Annotated in this window: 16 protein-coding genes and 1 pseudogene; 9 read left to right on the forward strand and 8 right to left on the reverse strand. The window is 61.2% G+C overall.

What is annotated here, in order from left to right; all coding sequences use genetic code 11:
* Positions 1–12 precede the first annotated feature (12 nt).
* The 3 genes from R8L07_20550 to R8L07_20560 form a co-directional block, all read right to left on the reverse strand.
* Positions 13–1,221 carry an LL-diaminopimelate aminotransferase gene (locus R8L07_20550; protein MDW3207933.1) on the reverse strand — a complete coding sequence of 403 codons (1,209 nt, stop codon included), beginning with the start codon at positions 1,219–1,221 and terminating at the stop codon, positions 13–15.
* A 160-nt stretch (positions 1,222–1,381) separates the two neighbouring features.
* The gene (locus R8L07_20555) at positions 1,382–2,641 is read right to left on the reverse strand and encodes a CaiB/BaiF CoA-transferase family protein (protein MDW3207934.1); all 1,260 of its coding nucleotides are present in this window, start codon (positions 2,639–2,641) and stop codon (positions 1,382–1,384) included.
* Between the two features lie 6 nt (positions 2,642–2,647).
* Positions 2,648–3,736: an OmpA family protein gene (locus tag R8L07_20560; GenBank protein ID MDW3207935.1), complete on the reverse strand. Its 1,089-nt coding sequence runs from the start codon at positions 3,734–3,736 to the stop codon at positions 2,648–2,650.
* 446 nt (positions 3,737–4,182) lie between these two features.
* Between R8L07_20560 and phaC the strand changes: the two genes are divergently transcribed.
* From phaC to R8L07_20580, 4 genes are all read left to right on the forward strand, one after another.
* Complete coding sequence (gene phaC / locus R8L07_20565; GenBank protein MDW3207936.1) at positions 4,183–5,934, forward strand: class I poly(R)-hydroxyalkanoic acid synthase; 1,752 nt, start codon at positions 4,183–4,185, stop codon at positions 5,932–5,934.
* 99 nt (positions 5,935–6,033) lie between these two features.
* Entirely contained in the window at positions 6,034–7,185 is a 1,152-nt protein-coding gene (locus R8L07_20570) for an HD domain-containing phosphohydrolase (GenBank protein ID MDW3207937.1), read from the forward strand.
* Between the two features lie 160 nt (positions 7,186–7,345).
* Positions 7,346–8,209, forward strand: a complete 864-nt coding sequence (locus R8L07_20575) for a DUF2189 domain-containing protein (GenBank protein MDW3207938.1) — start codon at positions 7,346–7,348, stop codon at positions 8,207–8,209.
* A 110-nt stretch (positions 8,210–8,319) separates the two neighbouring features.
* The gene (locus R8L07_20580; GenBank protein MDW3207939.1) at positions 8,320–10,275 is read left to right on the forward strand and encodes a CocE/NonD family hydrolase; all 1,956 of its coding nucleotides are present in this window, start codon (positions 8,320–8,322) and stop codon (positions 10,273–10,275) included.
* Positions 10,276–10,620: 345 nt separating this feature from the next.
* Here the strand turns inward: R8L07_20580 and gatB are convergent, their stop codons facing one another.
* Positions 10,621–12,078: an Asp-tRNA(Asn)/Glu-tRNA(Gln) amidotransferase subunit GatB gene (gene gatB / locus R8L07_20585; GenBank protein ID MDW3207940.1), complete on the reverse strand. Its 1,458-nt coding sequence runs from the start codon at positions 12,076–12,078 to the stop codon at positions 10,621–10,623.
* A 143-nt stretch (positions 12,079–12,221) separates the two neighbouring features.
* On the opposite strand from gatB, the gene R8L07_20590 reads away from it, so the two are divergent.
* From R8L07_20590 to R8L07_20605, 4 genes are all read left to right on the forward strand, one after another.
* Positions 12,222–12,893, forward strand: coding sequence for a hypothetical protein (locus tag R8L07_20590; GenBank protein MDW3207941.1), 672 nt, complete (start codon positions 12,222–12,224; stop codon positions 12,891–12,893).
* Positions 12,894–13,012: 119 nt separating this feature from the next.
* Positions 13,013–13,912, forward strand: a complete 900-nt coding sequence (locus R8L07_20595) for a hypothetical protein (GenBank protein MDW3207942.1) — start codon at positions 13,013–13,015, stop codon at positions 13,910–13,912.
* Between the two features lie 257 nt (positions 13,913–14,169).
* Entirely contained in the window at positions 14,170–14,817 is a 648-nt protein-coding gene (locus R8L07_20600) for a DUF1326 domain-containing protein (protein ID MDW3207943.1), read from the forward strand.
* Entirely contained in the window at positions 14,817–15,641 is an 825-nt protein-coding gene (locus tag R8L07_20605; protein MDW3207944.1) for a DUF2182 domain-containing protein, read from the forward strand. The genes R8L07_20600 and R8L07_20605 overlap by 1 nt, the downstream gene beginning before the upstream one ends.
* Positions 15,642–15,693: 52 nt before the next feature.
* Here the strand turns inward: R8L07_20605 and R8L07_20610 are convergent, their stop codons facing one another.
* The gene (locus R8L07_20610) at positions 15,694–16,734 is read right to left on the reverse strand and encodes a helix-turn-helix domain-containing protein (GenBank protein ID MDW3207945.1); all 1,041 of its coding nucleotides are present in this window, start codon (positions 16,732–16,734) and stop codon (positions 15,694–15,696) included.
* Positions 16,731–17,660, reverse strand: coding sequence for a DMT family transporter (locus tag R8L07_20615; GenBank protein ID MDW3207946.1), 930 nt, complete (start codon positions 17,658–17,660; stop codon positions 16,731–16,733). Before R8L07_20615 ends, R8L07_20610 begins: the two co-directional genes overlap by 4 nt.
* Positions 17,661–17,758: 98 nt before the next feature.
* On the opposite strand from R8L07_20615, the gene R8L07_20620 reads away from it, so the two are divergent.
* On the forward strand, positions 17,759–18,616 hold the full coding sequence (locus tag R8L07_20620; protein MDW3207947.1) for a LysR family transcriptional regulator: 858 nt from the start codon (positions 17,759–17,761) through the stop codon (positions 18,614–18,616).
* 95 nt (positions 18,617–18,711) lie between these two features.
* Here R8L07_20620 and R8L07_20625 read toward each other — a convergent pair.
* Positions 18,712–19,107: pseudogene (locus R8L07_20625) on the reverse strand (superoxide dismutase).
* Positions 19,108–19,128: 21 nt separating this feature from the next.
* Positions 19,129–19,290, reverse strand: coding sequence for a hypothetical protein (locus R8L07_20630; GenBank protein ID MDW3207948.1), 162 nt, complete (start codon positions 19,288–19,290; stop codon positions 19,129–19,131).
* Positions 19,291–19,408 lie beyond the last annotated feature (118 nt).

Below are 19,408 nucleotides of genomic sequence, written 5' to 3' on the forward strand. Positions count from 1 at the left end.
CCCTACCCTCTCCTATTCGTCCGCGGCCAGGAAACCGCGAATGTTCCGCAGTGCCTGCCGGATGCGCTGGGTATTCTCAACGAGCCCGAAACGCAAGTATCCCTCGCCGTATTCCCCGAACCCGACGCCCGGCGCCACAGCGACATCCGCCTTCTCAAGCAGCAGTTTGGCGAATTCCAGCGACCCCATATTGCTGAACCGTTCCGGCAGCGGGGCCCAGACGAACATCGTCGCCTCCGGCGACGGCACTTTCCATCCCGCCTTGTTCAGCCCGTCGACCAGCACATCGCGCCGCTCCTTGTAGAGCGCGCGCACCTCGTCGACGCAGTCCTGCGGTCCGTTCATCGCGGCCGTCGCCGCAACCTGGATCGGCGTGAAGGCGCCGTAATCGACATAGGACTTTATGCGCGCCAGAGCCGCGATCAGCTTCTTGTTGCCGGCCGCAAAGCCGATGCGCCAGCCGGGCATCGAATACGTCTTGCTGAGGGAGGTGAACTCCACTGCGATATCGCGCGCCTGCGGCACCTGAAGGATGGAGGGCGGCGGCACATCGCCGAAATAGATCTCCGAATAGGCGATGTCGGAAAGGATGTAGATTTCGTGGTGCCTGCAGAAATCCACAACTTCTTCATAGAAATCCAGATCGACGCATTGCGCGGTCGGGTTCTGCGGAAAGTTCAGCACGACGGCCAGCGGTTTCGGAATTGAATGCGCGACCGCACGGCTCAGCGCATCCATGAAGTTCTGACGGAACACCGCAAGCGGCTGATCCATCTCGCCCCCTGCCGGCAGGCTGCGGATCGCACCGCCGGCGATGATGAAGCCGAAACTGTGGATCGGATAGCACGGATTGGGAACCAGCACGATGTCGCCAGGGCTGGTGATTGCCTGCGCCAGGTTTGCCAGCCCCTCCTTCGAGCCCAGGGTGACGATTGCTTCCGACTCCGGATCGATCGCAACATTGAACCGGCGCTCATAATAGGCGCTCAGGGCCTTTCGCAGCCCCGGAATCCCGCGGCTGGTGGAATAGCGATGGGTCCGGGGGTCCTGGACGGCCTCCACCATCTTGTCGACGATGTGCTGTGGCGTCGGGGAATCCGGATTGCCCATGCCGAAATCGATGACGTCGGCACCGTCCTGCCGCAGTTGCGCCTTGGCGGCATTGACTTCGGCGAAGACATACGGGGGTAGACGGCGAATGCGGTGAAATTGATCGTTCACCCGGCTGATCCTTGCTGCACGAAACGGCTGAAGTCCGGCGATGCGTCCGGCCTGTGTGTAATACCGGACGCGCGCGGCCAGATAAACGGTTATTCTGTGTTAATTGTGTAGTGATCGTGCGGTTTCTGGGGATATCCCGACCATATCGGACAGTCCCGCGCTAGTCCGACCTCTGAACAATGCCCCGCGCCACCAGATCGTCGATTTCGGTTTCGCTCAGCCCGAGCGCATGTTGAAGAACCTCGACCGTGTCCTGGCCAAGCACCGGCGCCGCACGGTCGCTCACCGGCGCCGCACCATCATATCGGATCGGGCTGGACACGGTCGGTACCGACCCCAGGCTGGCATGCGGAAGCTCCCGGACCAGCCCGCGCGCCACGGCGTGAGGATCCGCAAAGACCTCTTCGATCGTGTTGATCGGCCCACAGGGCACCCCGACATTCTTCAGCGCCTCCAACCAGTCGTCGCGCCGGCGGCTACCCAGCACCGGTTCGAGCATCGCGCTGAGCGCTACCCGGTTTGCCACACGCGCCGAATTTGTCGCGTAGTCCGGATCGTCCGGCAGATCGGTCAGCCCCGCGACCTGACAGAACTTGCGGAACTGGCCGTCATTGCCGACCGCAAGAATGAGATGACCATCGGACGCCGCATAGGTCTCATAGGGTGCAATATTCGGATGCTTGTTGCCCATCCGGACCGGTGACTTGCCGCTGATCAGGTAGTTCATCGCCTGATTGGCCAGACTGGCGGCGCAAACATCATACAGCGCCATGTCGATATGGCGCCCGCGCCCTGTCTGATGGCGTTCATTCAGGGCGGCCAGAATGGCGATGGCCGCGTTCAGGCCCGTCAGGATATCCACCACCGCGACACCGACTTTTGTCGGTTCCCCGCCCGGCTGATCGTCTCCGGGGCCGGTGATGCTCATCAATCCCGCCATGCCCTGGATCATCAGATCATAGCCGGCTTGAGAAGCACGCGGGCCGCTCTGACCGAAACCGGTGATGGAACAGACGATCAGGCGCGGATTGACCGCATGCAGGGATGCAGGGTCTAGACCATAGCGAGCCAGATCGCCGACCTTGAAGTTTTCGATCAGGATGTCGGATTCTGCGGCGAGTTTCCGGACAAGTGCCGCGCCTTCCGGCGACTTCAGGTCGATGGCGAGCGATTTCTTGCCCCGGTTCGCCCCCATGAAATAGGCGGCTTCTCCCCGCCCCTCGGTCCCGTCGGCCCGGGCATAGGGTGGGCCCCAACCGCGCGTGTCGTCCCCGCTACCGGGCCGTTCGACCTTGATGACCTCGGCACCGAGATCGGCCAGCATCTGGGCTGTCCATGGGCCGGCAAGAATACGGGACAGGTCGAGTACCCTAACCCCCTTCAGAGGGGTGGGAGGGGAAGCGGGGGGTGCCGAAGACATGAGACCTCAATACTGCAGGAAGATTTCCGCCCGACGGTTGCCGGCCTGACCGGCTTCCGTCTCTTCAGAATACTTCAGTTCCTGCGCGCCGCGAGCGTCGACGACGATCTGCTCCAACGGGATTCCGGCGCTGACCAGCGTCTGCCCAACCGCGGCGGCACGGTCCAGAGAGACCTTGTAATTGACCAGCGCCTGTTGCGATTCCGACCCGCTCGCGCCGGACCGGCTGGAATGGCCGACGATTACAACGCGTTTGCCGCCGTCACGATTATAGATCTGCGCGACCTGTTGAAGAATGCCACGGTCCCGTTCGGTCAGCGTGGCGCCGCCGCTTGGAAAGTAGATCGTCGCAATCATCTGGGAGCGCGTCGGAATGGCGGTCTGCGCCGCGGCGGCGGCAGTCTGGTTCGCCGGCGGCGCCGTTGTCGGCGCGGCGCTGGGCGGCGGCGGCGCGGCCTGAACCGGGGCCGAAGACGACGACGGCGTCAACGGCTGCGGCGCCGGAGCCGGCGTCGGGACGGGCTGCGGCGCGGCCTGCGTGGCGGCTGACTGACTGGCTGTGCTCGGCTGCGGCACCGGTACCGCACGGGGCGCCGGAGCCGGTGTTGGAACCGGCGTCGGGGCCGGAGCCGCCTGAGCAGATGCTGCGGGCTGGGGCGCGGGCACCGGCTGCGGTACGGGCGCGGGCTGTGGTGCCTGAACGGTCGACGGCGCTTCGGGAGGCGGTGTGATGCTGGATGCGGTCGGCGGCTCGGCAGGCGGTGCAGCCGGGTTCGGCGGCGTCGTGATGCGCAGCGGCGGCGACTCCTTGCGGATCACCTCATCGGAATACAAGGCGTTTTCACGATCCGCGGTCAGCACATCGGCAAGCGCAAGATATTCCCGCTTGATCCCTGGTTCCGCCGGTGCACTCGGCACTGAGCCTATGGCGGGATAATCACCGTCTTCACCCGGAATCGGCTTCGGTTCGGTGTCTTCGGTGACTTCCGCATCGCTGTCGAACCAGCTGACCGGGTTTACGGCCTCGACAATGTCACGGCTGGTATCGCATGCGCTCAGCAGCAGCGGCAGCGCCGATATTGTCGCGATTTTCACCAAACGTCCAAAATTCGAACCGCTCATTAACCCCACCATTTTGCCTTGTTCGACTGCTTGCCAGTCGTCATTTCTTTCCGCCGCTGAGCGTCCTCCGAAGCAATTCGTCCGGAATCGGCAGCGGCGCGCATCATAAGGGCCGCACCCTTCCCCGGCAACAGAACCCTATGGTTTCAACGGGATTACCGATGCGTGAAAGATGCGTCATTTCCGCACCCGCTGCCTTGAGCTGTTGGGAGTTTTGTTGCACTGCACTATATCAATATCGAGGCAGTAAACGGGGAGTCGGCCCGTGCCGTCTACCCGAATGCGCCCGGAACGTGTTATGCCGTAAACGACATAATATTCGCCCAACGCGAAGAAGGGAGACCGTGTTCATGAGTGATCCGTCCTCTGGTCCTTCAGATCCCAATAACTGGCCCGACCCCGTGGAATGGTCGCGGACGATGACCGAAATCGCAGAACGCAGCCAGCGCCTAGTGCAGGATTTCCTGGCGCGACAGAACCAGGACGGCGAAAGCCCTCTCGGTCACGGCGACCCGCTCAACATCGGCCAGACCTTTCTTGAAATGACTCAGGCCATGATGATGAATCCCGGCGCTGTCATGCAGGCCAATTTCAATCTGTGGTCCGACTACATGAACCTTTGGGCCTCCACGACACGCAAGATGCTCGGCCAGGACAGCGAAACGCTGATCGAGCCAGCCCGCGACGACCGACGCTTCAAGGACGCAACCTGGTCGGAGAACGCGCTGTTCGACTACATAAAGCAGTCCTATCTGCTCACAGCGCGCTGGATGCAATCCACCGTCCACGACGTCGAAGGTCTGGACGACAAGACCATGAAGAAGGTCGATTTCTACACCCGTCAGTTCGCCGATGCGATGGCGCCGACCAACTTCCTGATGACCAACCCGGAAGTGCTGCGCGAGACCCTCGATACGAAGGGCGACAATCTGGTCCGCGGATTGGAAAACATGCTGTCCGACCTTGAGAAGGGTAAGGGCAAGCTGCGTATATCCATGACGGATGCGGATGCGTTCGAGGTCGGCGGCAACCTTGCGACCAGCCCGGGACAGGTCGTCTATCAGAACGACCTGATCCAGCTGATCCAGTACGCCCCGACGACCAAAACCGTGCACAAGGTGCCGCTGCTCATCGTGCCACCCTGGATCAACAAGTTCTACATCCTGGATTTACGGGAGAAGAACAGCTTCATCAAATGGGCCGTCGGTCAGGGCCTGACCGTCTATGTCATTTCCTGGGTCAATCCGGACCGCGAACTCGCGAACAAGTCGTTCAGCGACTACATGCTGGAAGGTCCGCTGACCGCCATCGATCAGATTGAAAAGATTACCGGGGAGCCGTCGGTCAACATGATCGGCTACTGCCTGGGCGGCACGCTGACGGCCGCGACGCTGGCCTACCTGCAGGCAAAGGGGCAGCAGAACAGGGTCAAGTCGGTCACCTATTTCACGACAATGATCGACTTTGCCGAGGCCGGGGAACTGGAAGTCTTCATCGATGAGGAACAGCTGGCCGCCCTTGAGGCAAAGATGAACGAGCGCGGCTATCTGGAAGGCACCGAGATGGCCACGACCTTCAACATGCTGCGGGCCAACGACCTGATCTGGTCCTTTGTCGTGAACAACTATCTGATGGGCAAGGACCCCTTCCCCTTCGACCTGCTGTATTGGAACAGCGATTCAACCCGCATGCCTGCGGCGATGCATTCCTTCTATCTGCGCAAGATGTATCTGGAGAATGCGCTGATCGAGCCAGGCGGGATCGAACTGGACGGTGTGCCGATCGACCTTACCAAGGTGAAGACACCGACTTTCGTGCTGTCCACGCGCGAAGACCATATCGCGCCGTGGAAATCGACCTATGCCGCTGTGAACACCTATGCCGGCCCGGTGAAATTCTGCCTCGCCGGCTCCGGCCATATCGCGGGCGTGATCAACCCACCCAACCCGGACAAGCCGAAATACGGATACTGGCTTTATAACCGCAAGGTGAAGGACCCGGACGCGTGGCTGGAAAAAGCCACCCAGCACGAAGGGTCATGGTGGCCGGAATGGAAGAAATGGCTGGAGAAGTCGGCGGGCCCACAGGTCGAAGCCCGTGAACCGGGCTGCGGCAAGGTCGAGCCGATCGAGCCGGCTCCCGGATCTTACGTGAAGACCAGGATCGTGTGATCGATCAAATTTGTCCGACATTGTATCTATCCCAAACCGATCATTAACGATCTGCTGTCAATTTGGCATGACAGGTTCAGATCGATTGGGAGTGGTACAGTGGGCAAATCGATTATTCTGGAGCGCAAGGAAGGCGAAAAGTCCGACGGTTTTCTCGATCAGGAGCTCATCCTCTTCGGACCGGGCGACGGTGAAACCGCCCAAAGACTGCGCAGCGCAATGTCCGCGGAGTTCGAGGTGTCAACGCCGAAGACTTCGCTGGATTTCATGCGAACGATTGCGGAATCCAAGGGGCGTTTCGCCTGCGTGATCCTGGATATGACAGCGGGGCACGGCCGAAATCCGGAGCTTGTCCTCAAGGACGCCATCCGTCATCTCGATGCCCGCCCCGAAGGTCCTTCGGCGAAGCTTGTCGTTCTGTCGGAAACCATGGATCAGGCGGTCGCCATCCAGGAAAGCTTTCGCCGCGTCGACCGATCGATTGTCCGGCCCGAAAGCTGGGGCGACATCTACGCTGCAACCGCGAATGCCCTGACGGTCCGTGACGAGATTTCCTGGGAGAATTTGAGCCCCATCCAGCGCGGTCTGCTGAAACAAACCCGGCGCAACATCGCCAAGCTGCAGGAAAGCACCGCCCAGGGGGCCGCACTGGAGCAGGACACCCTGGCGGAGATCTCCGGGCAGTTGATCCGGGCCGCCTCCGGCGGTGAACTGATTGGCGCCATGGACGCCCTGAGATCGCATCATGCGGACACGTTCGGCCACAGCCTCAAGGTCGCGGGCTGGATGACGACCTTCGGCATGCATCTCGGTTTTCGCAAGACGGATATGGAGGTCGTCGCGCAGGGCGGCCTCTGCCACGACCTGGGCAAATGGGTGGTCCCCAATGAAATCCTGTCCTCGCCGAACCGACTCTCCCCGGAGGAACTGGAGATCATGCGCCGTCATCCCGACGGCGCCCGGGTGACATTGGAAAAGACAGACTGGCTATCCTTCCCGGTCCGGGCCTGCATGGAAATGCACCACGAGAAACTGGATGGCACCGGCTACCCCTATGGCCTGAAAGGTGCGGAAATTCATGAGCTGGCGCTGATCTGCGCCATCGCGGATGTGTTCTCGGCCCTGACCGAAAGGCGCTCCTACAAGCCTGCCATGTCCAAGCAGAAGGCCTTCAACATCATGGATGAGATGGTGGCGAACGGCCATCTCGACGGTCCCCTTCTTGAGAAGTTCAAGGAAGTGGCCAGCTGATTACCGACATACCGCCAAGTCGACGGACACCGCCGGGAAGAAAGCGCCCGGCGGTTACACAGGTGCGTAAAGTCGTGAAATGACAAACATTCAAAACTAGCATAGTATACGTATGGATTCGCTTCCGGCTCCCTCTGATAACTGAAAGGGAGGTATCGAGATGCAGGCCATACGAAATCCAATCGAAGTGGGCATCGATGCCCTGAAGAATGCCGGGGCGGACCTGATGTCCGTCGCGGATGCCATGCATGGCGAGGCGGTTCATAACCGAACCGGTGTCCCCGTCGTGAAACGGATCGGCGTCGCGGACGTCCGGGCCGCGCTGAAGGCGGGGCTGGACGATTTCGCTGCCTGTCGGACCGACGTCGTCTTCATCTGTTTGATCTACCCCATCGTCGGCATATTGCTGGCCCGGGCGGCCCTGCACTATTCCATGCTGCCGCTCCTGTTCCCGGCCGCATCCGGCTTCGCGTTGCTGGCGCCTCTGGCGGCAATCGGGCTCTACGAGATGAGTCGCCGCCGGGAACTGGGACTTGAGGTGAAATGGTCCAGCGCCTTCGGGCTCATCGCATCCCCGCGTTTCGGTGCCATGCTGATCTTCGGTCTGGGGCTGATTGCCGTCTTCATGACCTGGCTGGCCGTAGCGCATATGCTCTACAGCGCCACTTTGGGGCCGGAACCGCCGACCTCGATCATCGGATTTGCCGATGACATCCTGACGACAGGTGCTGGGTGGACCATGATGGTGCTTGGCACAGCCATCGGCTTCGTGTTTGCGCTCGCGGTCTTCGCCGTCAGCGTCGTCTCCTTCCCGTTGATGCTGGACCGGAATGTCGGCCTGGGCACCGCGGTTGCGACCTCGATCCGCGTGGTCAGCCGCAATCCGCGACCGATGGCGGTCTGGGCTTTCATACTGGCCGCCGGCCTTGTGATCGGAACGATTCCCTTCTTCCTGGGACTGATCGTCATTCTGCCGATCCTGGGCCATGCGACATGGCACATCTACCGCAAGACGGTCGCCTGATCGCTCCGTTCGGGGGCAGGAGTTGAACAGCCTGTCCCCGAATTCCTGTTCCGGGTACAGGCTTTTGCGTTAGGGTCCGGCACCTCGTCCCCAAACGGAGTGCCGACCCCGTGACACTTGTCGAAGACTTTCCGCACCGCGTCGTCGAACACACGGATATGGGTATCCGCCTGCCCGACGGCACCCGCCTCTCCGCGCGCGTCTGGTTACCCGAAGGCGCCGACGAAAATCCGGTTCCGGCCATTCTGGAATATCTTCCCTATCGCAAGACGGATGGTACCTTGGTCCGCGATCAGGGCATGCATCCATACTTCGCCGGACATGGCTATGCCTGTCTGCGCGTCGACAGGCGCGGCTGCGGTGACAGCGAAGGCCTGTTTGACGACGAATATTCCCCTCAGGAACTGCAGGACGGGGTCGATATCATCGCCTGGATCGCGAACCAGCCATGGTGCAGCGGCGCGGTCGGGATTCAGGGGATATCCTGGGGCGGCTTCAACGGATTGCAGATTGCCGCCCTCAAGCCGCCCGCTCTGAAAGCGGTCATTACCATCGGAACAACCGTCGACCGCTATGCCGACGACATTCATTACAAGGGCGGCATTCAGCTGACGGAGAATATCGGCTGGGCGGCCACGGTCCTGTCCTGGTTCTCGATGCCGCCCGATCCGGCCATCGTTGGCGACAAGTGGCGGGAGATGTGGCTGGAGCGGCTGGAGAACACGCCGTTTCTGGCCGAAACCTGGCTGCGTCACCGCGACAGGGACGCCTATTGGAAGCATGGCTCGGTCTGCGAGGATTTCGCTGCCATCGAGGCCCCCGTTCTGGCGATCGGCGGCTATCTGGACGGCTACCGCAATGCAATGGCGCATCTCGCCGAAAACCTGCCCGGAACGGTCAAGGCCATCGCCGGGCCGTGGGGTCACAAGTATCCGCATATCTCGCATATCGAACCCGCGATGGGCTATCTGCAGGAGGCCCTGCGTTGGTGGGATCAATGGCTGAAAGGGATCGATACCGGGGTTGAAGACGACCCCGCTTACCGCGCCTATGTCATGGACAGTGTCGTCCCCTCCGTAAGCCAGTCCGAACGCCCCGGCGTCTGGCTGGCGGAAGCCGCCTGGCCACCGACCAATGTGCAGGCGCATCCCGTGATGCTCGGCGATGCCGACATTCCGTTCGATCTGGCCTGCGGCCGCGGTTGCGGCGAATACTTCACCTTCGGATTCGGACCAGGCGAACTGCCCGGCGACCAGCAGCAGGATGATGCCCGATCCGCCTGTTTCGACTTCGACCCTCCGCCGGGCGAGACCGTTCTGCTGGGTCGTGCCGGGTTCCGTGCCAGGGTCCGGTCGGACCAGCCCGCCGCGCAATTGATCGTCCGGCTCTGCGATCTGCGTCCGGACGGAACTTCCGCCCTGATCGCCCACGGCATGCTGGATCTGCGCCGACGGGACAGTATGGAGCATCCGTCGGACATGCCGATCGGAGAGGACGTCACAGTCGCAATCGATCTGGATCAATGCGCCTATCGCCTGCCGGAAGGCCACCGCCTGCGCCTCGCCCTGTCCAGCAGCTACTGGCCATTTGTCTGGCCGGAGGCGACCCCCGTCCACCTGGCGGTAACGGATGCGCAGGTCACCTTGCCCGTTCGCTCCGGCCCGGAAATCCCATGGAATGCGCCACCGCCCGAAAGCGCCCGCCCCCGCCGCCGCCGCATCCTTCGTCCAGGCGAGGAGACGAAGGAATGGACGAAGGATGCGCAGGGCCGATCCGTCCTGACCATCGCCTCCGACGAGGGTGAAATCGAAGATCTGGAGAACGGCCTGATTGCCACCTGCACCCTCAAAGAGGTCTGGACCCTGGACGAAAGCGACCCATCCAGCGCCCATGTCCGCATAGACTGGACCCGCGGCATGGCCCGTGGCGACTGGTCGGTGCGAACCGAGACCTCTACGGAGATGCAGGCGACAGCGACGGGCTACGAAGCGAGTTATCGCCTCGAAGCATTCGAGGGGGAGGACCGGGTGTTCGTGCAGAAGTTTAACGCGACCGTTCCCCGGTAAGGCCCCCTCACCCCGGCCTCTCCCTCCAGGGAGAGGGAGGACGCCCCACCGTCGTGCTCCTGCGAAAGCAGGAGCCTTCTAAGCTTGGGCAATACCGCGTATCCACCAAGGTTCCTGCTTTCGCAGGAACACGGCAGTGCAATCCACTCGTCATTCCCGCCAAGCCAGAGCCGTCGGCGAGGTGGTTGCCTGCCGCCCTGGACCACGGGTTATGCGAGAAGTGTCCCCAGCGTCCCCTCTGCGGCATCTACACCGCGCTCCTGCGAAAGCAGGAGCCTTCCTGATACAGGCTACAGCGGCTGATCCACCAAGGTTCCTGCTTTCGCAGGAACACGGCAGCACCGCCTAACCGTCCAGCTTCGACTTCAGCAACTGGTTGACCATGGCGGGGTTGGCCTGACCCTTGGTGGCCTTCATCACCTGACCGACAAACCAACCGATCAGGCCGGTCTTGCCGCCGCGATAGGCATCGACCTGGCCGGGATTGTCCGCGATCAGCGTGTCGATGATGCCTTCCAGTTCCCCGGTATCGGAAATCTGCTTCAGGCCCTTCGCCTCGACGATTTCGGCGGCCGGCTTTCCGGTTTCCAGCATCTCGTCGAAGACCTCCTTGGCGATCTTGCCTGAGATGGTGCCGTCCTTGATCAGTTTGACCAGACCGCCCAGCCCTTCGGCATCGATCCGGATCTCGTCCAGGCTCTGCCCGGTCTTGTTCAGGCGGCCGAACAATTCGACGGTCAGCCAGTTCGCGGCCAGCTTGGCATCGCCGCCGGCTTTCGCCGCGGTCTCGAAAAAGTCTGCCGTTTCACGCTCGGCCACCAGAACGCCCGCGTCATAGGCGCTCAACCCGTAATCCTTCATGAAACGGTGCTTCTTGGGATCCGGCAGTTCCGGCAGGCCTTCGCGGCAGCCATCGACATAGGCATCGTCGAACTCCACCGGAAGTAGGTCCGGGTCCGGGAAGTAACGATAGTCGTGGGCGTCCTCCTTGGTGCGCATCGACCGTGTCTCGCCCTTGTTCGGATCGAACAGGCGGGTTTCCTGCACCACCGTGCCGCCGCTTTCGATCAGGCGAATCTGGCGTTTTGCCTCGACCTCGGCGGCCTGCCGGATGAAGCGCAGGGAGTTGACGTTCTTAACCTCGGCCCGCGTACCCAGCGGATCGCCCGGCTTGCGCACCGACACGTTGATATCGGCCCGCATCGAGCCTTCCTGCATGTTCCCGTCGCAGGAGCCGATATAGCGCAGGATGGACCGAAGCTTGCCGACATAGGCCGATGCCTCGTCGGGCGAGCGGATGTCAGGCTTGGACACAATCTCCATCAGCGGGACGCCGGCGCGGTTCAGATCGATCAGCGTCTTTTCCGGAACCTGATCATGGATCGACTTTCCGGCATCCTGTTCCAGGTGCAGCCGCTCGATTCCGATCCTGCGGACCTCGCCATCCTCCATGTCGATCTCGATCTCGCCCTCGCCGATGATCGGCTCCTCGTACTGGCTGATCTGATAGCCCTGGGGCAGATCGGGATAGAAGTAATTCTTGCGCGCGAAGACGGACCGCTTGTTGACCTTTGCGTTCAGCGCCAGCCCGGTACGCACGGCCTGGCGGATCGCCTCGGCATTCACCACCGGCAGCATGCCCGGCATGGCCGCGTCGACCAGGGACACCTGACTGTTCGGTTCGGCCCCGAAATCGGTCGGCGCGCCCGAAAACAGCTTTGCCTTAGACGTGACCTGGGCATGGACTTCCATGCCGATTACCACTTCCCATTCCCCGGTCTTACCCTTGAGTCTGTACGCCATTGTCCGGCCCGTTTCTGCGGCTGAAAATCAGAGTGGATCGAATACCGGGCCACGCCGGGCGTGGCAAGGGATGGATGTTTACGGTTTGCCCGCAGAAGGGGTATCCTTGGTATCGCCCGCCACCGTTCTGGATGATTTCACGAATGTCCGACTATCGGTTCCTTAGTTTTCTGCCTGGCTGGAGGCAGGAGAACGGTTTCTTTGTCGATTCCCGAGACAGAATTGTTTTCTGGGCTGAAAAGGACGGCCCAGGCTATGTTCTGAGCCCCTCGAACGCCGCAAAAATCGCCAAAAGAATGGACGCTAATCGGTATTTTTCTGGCTGTGCGTTGAGCCTTGGGTTTCTCGTTTTTTTCATCGTAATGACCATCTCACAGGGCGTGACTACATGGCTCGGATTTGCAATCGCAATTGCCTATCTGGCCGTAATTCAGCTTCTGGATTGGCGTCAGCAAAAATTTCATTCCCCAGCCGCGTTCAAGGCTGATGCGGAGAAACTTTGCTCGCGGAAAGTTCTGATACCACGCCCAAAGCCATTCAAGATTCGCCCCTCCGAGAATCTATCTGGTACCCCCTCATCCTTGACCAACCGGTTCTTCGTAATCCTGATGCTGTTTCTTGCGGGCTCGGCAGGATTATTCGGACTACTTTTCTGGCGAGTAGTATCTGAGCATCCATATTATATTGTTGTGATGTTCTACTCCATTGGCGCTGTAGTTTGGCTCTACCGCGAACTCACTCGACCGTCGATTTCAACCCAGAACGCTCTTTACGAGATGCGGGAAGACCTCATAGCCGCGACCGAGTCCATGTAGTCCCCTCCCCGCGCAATGGGAAGGTCGCCCGACGTCCCATGTTTCACTTTCGGTCGGGATGTCACCGCGCTACCCTCCCGTGTCGAAAGCGGGACCGCACGACAACAAGCGGCACGGGGATGACCGGCGACACCGATTACAAATGGCGGCATGGAAACGCGGCACGGCGGCAATTCGTCAACGGGCTGGGTGATTCCGGGTTCAAGACGGCAACGCGCAACTGGCTCACTCCGGTCCTGGCGGCCATGGCGGTGCTGGCAGCGACACTCTATTCGGCATCGAACCTCCTTCCCGTTCTGGCGCCGGTGGAGATCTATCCGCCGGACCGGCTGGCCAGTGCCTATTGCCGGACGACATTTCGGGGCGCCGACGATTGCTGGCGCAAAGCGGGTGCCCAGAATGAGCCGATCCTGTACCGCTGGGAGCGCACGCCGCGTGTCGTAATCCGCGAGATGCCCAAGGGTGCCGACAGTGCGGTCCGGCATCATCTTTATCTGGCACTGCGCGACCATCTGAACGTCGCCGGGTTCTCGGATGTGCAGATATCCAAGGACCCACCGGTCAGCCGCAGCGGGACAATCGATATCCGCTTTCCGCCATGGCACACGATGCCGGAGGACGTGAAGGAAAAGACCCGGTCGCTGCGCTGGGGGCATTCGAAGGGCAGCATGAACTGGGTCGAACTGTCCCTGAACGCGGAGGCCATTCGGGACTGGGCCGAGAAGAACACCGGTCCTGGCCGATCCTATGAATCCAATCTGAAATTCTATGCCGAGGCCATGGCGGCTACGGTTCTGGGCCGTGTCGTCGGGCGCCGTCCGGCCCGGGCGGAGCTCGAATTCCAGGATGTCACGGTATCGCTGGAGACCGCCCTGACGGCCCTGCATTACGCGCCGGATCTGAAGGCCGGCGCGGATATTCGGGAATCGGTCGCCGCCATCGACAACCTGGCCGAGGGCCTGAGCCAGTCGAAATCCTTCCGAACCTGGCTGGCCGAGCGGCGCGAAACAGTCCGCTAGCATCCCCCCATATCCCCAGCCTGCTGGAACGTCGACCGTTTGGAAGGCGGCGGATCGCCGTTCTGCATTTTCGACCGTCGCCCCTTTGGATGATCCTTGGCGAAGCCATCAGCTCGGTTCCGTGACGCGAATGACCCCATTGAGGTCATTGTGCCTCTACCGCACGGAAATCGACTTGGGCACCTTCCGGCCGGCGTTCGGGCCCATGCGGCCCGATCGTGATTCACGACATCGATCAGGCAAAGGTAGAGAGCAAGATGACTGAAAACTTCTGGGAAATTCACGGCAAGGAATTCGTGAACTGTAACTGCGACTTTGGCTGCCCCTGCCAGTTCAACGCGTTGCCGACGGACGGCACCTGCACGGGCATGGGCGCAATGCACATCGAAAGCGGCTTTCATGGCGGTGTCCGGCTGGACGGGCTGAATGTCGTCTGGCTGCTGCACTGGCCCAATCCGATCCATCTGGGGAACGGGATTTCTCAGGCCATCATCGACGAGCGCGCCAGCGAGGAACAAAGGGCGGCACTGAGCCGCATACTATACGGGCTCGATACCGATATGGGCGCAACGCACTGGCAGGTCTTCAGCACGACAATGCAGAAAGCACTGCCGCCGCTTTACCGGCCTGTCGATTTTGATGTCGATGTCGACAGCCGGGTAGCGCGGCTGATCGTCCCTGGACTGATTGAATCAAGAGGAACGCCGATCCGGAACCCCGTGACCGGCGATGAACACCGCGCGCGCATCGACCTGCCCAATGGATTTGAGTACTCGGTCGCCGAAATGGGCAGCGGCACGTCGACGGCACTCGGTGACATCCCGATGGAACTGAAGGACAGCTACGGGCAATTCGCGGAAATCCATCTGTCCCAGTCGGGAATCATCAAGGCGAGGGCCGCCTGATGCGACTCCAGGCGGATTTCCTGGGGATACTGGCGACGAGCCTGAGGCGCGACAAGTTTCTTGTCGCGCTGCCGCTTGGGGCGGTGATCCTTTTGTCATGGCTCTATGTGGTGACCGGTGTCGGGCTGGGCATGGATCCGGCAGCCATGAGCGAACCGGCCTTTCCGCCCCCCAAAACCACGCCGGTTCATCCCCCCATGGGGTGGGGCGCCGGCTACAGTCTCGTGATCTTTGTCATGTGGTGGCTGATGATGGTCGCCATGATGTTGCCCAGCGCCGTGCCGGTGGTTCTGATCTACGATCGCATGCGGCGAATTGGATCCTCGTCCCCTTCCCCAACCACAAGGATGGGAAGCAGTTGGCGCTTCGTTGCGGGGTATCTGCTCGTCTGGGGTGGTTTCAGCCTTCTGGCCACGGTCCTGCAGGCCGTGTATGAGCGCGCAGGGCTTGTGCACCCCATGACCATGTGGAGTCTGAACAATACATTCACTGCGATCCTGTTGGTCCTGGCCGGATTGTACCAATGGACCCCGTTGAAGGAGAAATGCCTGCAGACCTGCCGGTCTCCCGGGGCGTTCCTCGCACGGAACTGGCGTAGAGGCCAGTGGGGTGCGCTCCGCATGGGACTGCATCACGGCGCCTACTGCCTCGGATGCTGCTGGTTTCTGATGGGTCTGCTCTTTGCGGGCGGCGTGATGAACCTCTACTGGATCACGGGCCTGGCGATCTTCGTCCTGATCGAGAAGGTCCTGCCGGCCGGTGCCGGCTTCGGGCGTCTTGCCGGAATTGGGATGGTTTATGGGGGAATATGGCTGTTGGTTTGAGCGTCCTGCCGCCGGTTGCCTAACATGCGATCAGACGTTCAGGATCTCTTAGTCACCAGACCTCGCAATCCGTGAAATCCGGCAATGCCGCGTTCTTCCGATACATGCCAGGCGTGACCCCGGTCAGGCGCTTGAAGAGGCGTCGGAAGAACGCGGCATCCTCATATCCCACCTTCCAGCAGATGTCCTCGATCGACAGGGAAGACTGCTCCAGAAGCCGCTTGCTTCGATCGACGCGCAGTTGCTGCACGTATTGAATGGGCGTCAGGCCCGTCGCCCGCCTGAACCGTCTGATGAAGCTCCTTGGAGCGACACCGGTCAGAGAGGCCATCGCGAGCACCGGGTTGGGACTGGAAAAATTCTTCTCCAGCCATTGCTGGCAGCGCAGGATCACATCGTCGCCGTGGTCCAACTCCGGGGCAAAGATATAGAAGGCCGCTTGCTGCTCCCAGTGCCAGCGCATGACAAAGAACTTGCTGACGGCATGTGCCGTCGGATAGCCGACGAACCGGGCGATCAAGTAAAGTACGAGGTCCTGCCAGGACGACGCGCCGCCGCCCATCACGAATTCTCGGTTGCCACCACTTGTCACCAGCAGCCGTTCCGTCTTGAGCTGAACCTCTGGAAAGGCGGTCCGGAAATCGGGAACATGCGCCCAATGCAGCGTGGCTTGCAGCCCGTTGAGCAGCCCCGTTTCGGCCAGCATGAAGACACCGGAACAGGTCGTACACAACAGCCCACCCCTGCTGTGTACCGCCTTCAGCCACGCGGTTACTTCCGGATTTTCGCCGCGAACCCAACCCTTCGTATCATGAGAAATTGACGGGACGATCACCAGATCCGCGTCCGTCGCGTCGTCAATGGCGCTACTGCTGTCGATGTCCTGTGCGCTGGCGGTACGGACCCTTCCCCCCTTGTGAGAAACGATGCTTACATCGAACGGCGCGTCCTTCGGAACGTTCGGGTCCAGGTGGTGCAGGTTGGATACCGTCGACAGGACATCGTAGACCCCCAGCAATGAGGATGCGTAGGACCTTTCCGTGACAAGAATGCATGTCTTGAGCGGCCGCTGGGCCGACGCCCACCGAGTCATCGGTTGATCAGCCGCTCGGCGAAAGCAGCGACCATCCCCAGCGTGACGATCCCTACTCCAGCCCATTCAAGGCGGCCCGGAAACTCCCCGAGCACATGAATCGCGATCAGCGTCGTCACACATGGAATGGCCGCGGTGAACAGCGCGGTTCCGTTCGGGCCAAGACTGTGCACAGACCGCATATAGACAAAGATGGATACAGCGCCGACCAGCGCCCCCTGGAAAATCGCCTGCACCAGAAGATCCTGCGCCTCCACGGCGATCCATCCATCGATTCCGAACACCGTGAAATAGACCGGCAAATAGAGCCCGGCTGAAACAACAACCACCAAGGCAGCGGCTTGAACCGCAGGAATCCCCGCCCGTTTGACGTAGATGCCGCATGCCGACCAGCAGAGCGCGGCGAGAAGCAGGCAGAAATCCCCAATCAGTTGAGTGGATGTCGCACCGCGCATGGTATCGAACGCCATCAATCCGATCCCCAGGGCAATCAGCAGGACGCCGGGAATCGACCCGCGGCGCACGCTTTCCCCAAGCAGCAGACTGACGGCAAAAGTGAACAGCGGCAGCGTACCGTGCAAGAGGACCGCGCCATGCGCTGCCGGTGCCAGGAAGAACCCGGCATAGGCAAGGAGCGCGAACCCGAGCCCGCCCAGAAAGGCCATGCGAATTACCGCCGCCAGTGCCATGCCCGCGAAACGCCGACGCAGGAACAGCGGCAGCATGATCAGGCCGCCGACCGCGAACCTAAGAGCCGCAATGTCCCATACCCCAAATCCTGCGGTGCTTCCGACCCGGGACATGATGTTGAAGCCGGAGAAGAGGAGAACGACCGTCAATGCGCAGATCACGCCTATCGCGTGCTCCCTTCTGATCCGGGCGGCCTCCTGGAACTGCGTCCTTTGCGGGGAATCCGAAACGGCCATGGCAGAAATCCTCCGAGAGAGTCAGGGAGAAGCGTTCTAGCCTGCCGCCAAACATAATGATAACATATATAATTAATGAATTGAGATAAGGTATGTTTATGCATTTCAAACAACTCCGCGTGCTTGTCGCAGTCGTCGAATGCCAAGGGGTCACCGCGGCGGCAGAGCGGCTCAATGTTTCCCAGCCTGCCGTCTCAACGGCGTTGAGGTCGTTGGAGGAACAGGTGGCCGCCACGCTGTTTGAGCGGTTCAGCGGCGGAAGACGGACCAAGCCGACTGCCGCCGGACTGAAACTGTATGCCGAAGCGAAAGAGATCCTCAAACGCTGGGACACCGCGGTCCGAAGTCTGAAAGCCGCTGACAGCCGTGCGCCCGCACTCCGGCTTGGCGTGCTTCATACGCTTGCCGCTGCCGATGTCGCCCAGGCGCAGGCTGTCCTCGCCAAAGAGGCCTCGAACTGGCGATGGCAATTGCGCGAAAGCGATGCGTCGTCCCTTGCTTCCGATCTGGAACAGGGGCGCGCCGACCTGCTGTGGACCGTGGTTGATGGAACCGATCCGATGTCACGCCCCCTGTGGCATGAACCCTATGTGGCCATGGTGGCGAAATCCCATCCCCTGGCCCGCAGCGGCCGCCTGAGCATTCAGGTTCAGGATCTCGAAGGGGAACGCATCATACTTCGCGGAACATGCGAGTTGCCAAACAACACGCTGCGCAATGCGGGCCTGACGATCCGCCCTGCGGCGCGGACCGACCGCGATCAGTTGGCGATGTCCTACGTCGCGCGTGACGTCGGATATGCCATCGCCCCGCGCAGCCTCGCCACATCCGACGTCGTGCCGCTATCCGTTTCCGATCTTGGTCTATCCAGATGCATCGGAATTCGCTGGAACCGGAGCGACTTCCAGGACGCAGCGGAGGCCCTCGGAACCGTTCTGGCGGAACTGAGGCGTTAGGTTCCGATTCGCAATGCGGCGATTGCCGGCCGGAAAGTCGAACGGCGCCGCCCCTGGAGGCGACGCCGCTTCCAAAAATCTTTCACTTAGACCTGTTACGCCGCCTTCAGATTGGCGTTGGCAAAGTCCCAGTTGATCAGGTTGCCGAGGAAAGCGCCCATATAGTCGGGACGGCGGTTCTGGTAGTCCAGATAGTAGGCGTGTTCCCAGACATCCATCGTGATGATCGGCGTCTTGCCTTCGACCAGCGGCGTGCCGGCATTCGGCGTCTTTTCGACGGCCAGCTTTCCGCCGTCCAGGACCAGCCAGGCCCAGCCGGAGCCGAACTGAGTTGCGCCGGCGTTCTTGAACGCATCGGCAAAGGCCTCGTAGGACCCGAAATCCTCATTGATCTTGTCCGCGATGTCGCCGGTCGGGGCGCCGCCGCCATTCGGGCTCATCGAATTCCAGTAGAAGGTGTGATTCCAGACCTGGGCCGCCTGGTTGAACAGCACGATCTTGGTCCCGAACCCTTACTGATCCGGCCGGACCAGTACATGGTCGTGGATCGACGGACACTCCTCCATCGCGCGGTTCAGCAGCGAGACCTCCTGCGCCTCGAACATGCCCGGCACAGTGACGTAACCATCCCGATGAAAGGCGGCTTCCTGATCCGAGGAAAACGTAAATGCCATGACGTCCGTCCCCATTCCCTCTGTCTGTTTCGGGAACAGTCTACCGGCGTTTGGCACTCGAATCATCGGATGTGATCAGCAAGCAGTTTGAACCGGGGGTCACAATGTCTCCCACCAT

This window comes from Alphaproteobacteria bacterium (assembly GCA_033344895.1).
Taxonomy (GTDB): Bacteria; Pseudomonadota; Alphaproteobacteria; order UBA8366; family Aestuariispiraceae; genus Pacificispira.

Bases quoted from the DNA above. Each gene is read 5' to 3' on its own strand.
- R8L07_20605 (MDW3207944.1), top strand. From the start codon at position 14,817: ATGCGACTCCAGGCGGATTTCCTGGGGATACTGGCGACGAGCCTGAGG.
- R8L07_20630 (MDW3207948.1), bottom strand. From the start codon at position 19,290: ATGGCATTTACGTTTTCCTCGGATCAGGAAGCCGCCTTTCATCGGGAT.
- R8L07_20590 (MDW3207941.1), top strand. From the start codon at position 12,222: ATGTCCGACTATCGGTTCCTTAGTTTTCTGCCTGGCTGGAGGCAGGAG.
- gatB (MDW3207940.1), bottom strand. From the start codon at position 12,078: ATGGCGTACAGACTCAAGGGTAAGACCGGGGAATGGGAAGTGGTAATC.
- R8L07_20600 (MDW3207943.1), top strand. From the start codon at position 14,170: ATGACTGAAAACTTCTGGGAAATTCACGGCAAGGAATTCGTGAACTGT.
- R8L07_20595 (MDW3207942.1), top strand. From the start codon at position 13,013: ATGACCGGCGACACCGATTACAAATGGCGGCATGGAAACGCGGCACGG.
- R8L07_20575 (MDW3207938.1), top strand. From the start codon at position 7,346: ATGCAGGCCATACGAAATCCAATCGAAGTGGGCATCGATGCCCTGAAG.
- R8L07_20610 (MDW3207945.1), bottom strand. From the start codon at position 16,734: ATGACTCGGTGGGCGTCGGCCCAGCGGCCGCTCAAGACATGCATTCTT.
- phaC (MDW3207936.1), top strand. From the start codon at position 4,183: ATGACCGAAATCGCAGAACGCAGCCAGCGCCTAGTGCAGGATTTCCTG.
- R8L07_20620 (MDW3207947.1), top strand. From the start codon at position 17,759: ATGCATTTCAAACAACTCCGCGTGCTTGTCGCAGTCGTCGAATGCCAA.
- R8L07_20555 (MDW3207934.1), bottom strand. From the start codon at position 2,641: ATGTCTTCGGCACCCCCCGCTTCCCCTCCCACCCCTCTGAAGGGGGTT.
- R8L07_20615 (MDW3207946.1), bottom strand. From the start codon at position 17,660: ATGGCCGTTTCGGATTCCCCGCAAAGGACGCAGTTCCAGGAGGCCGCC.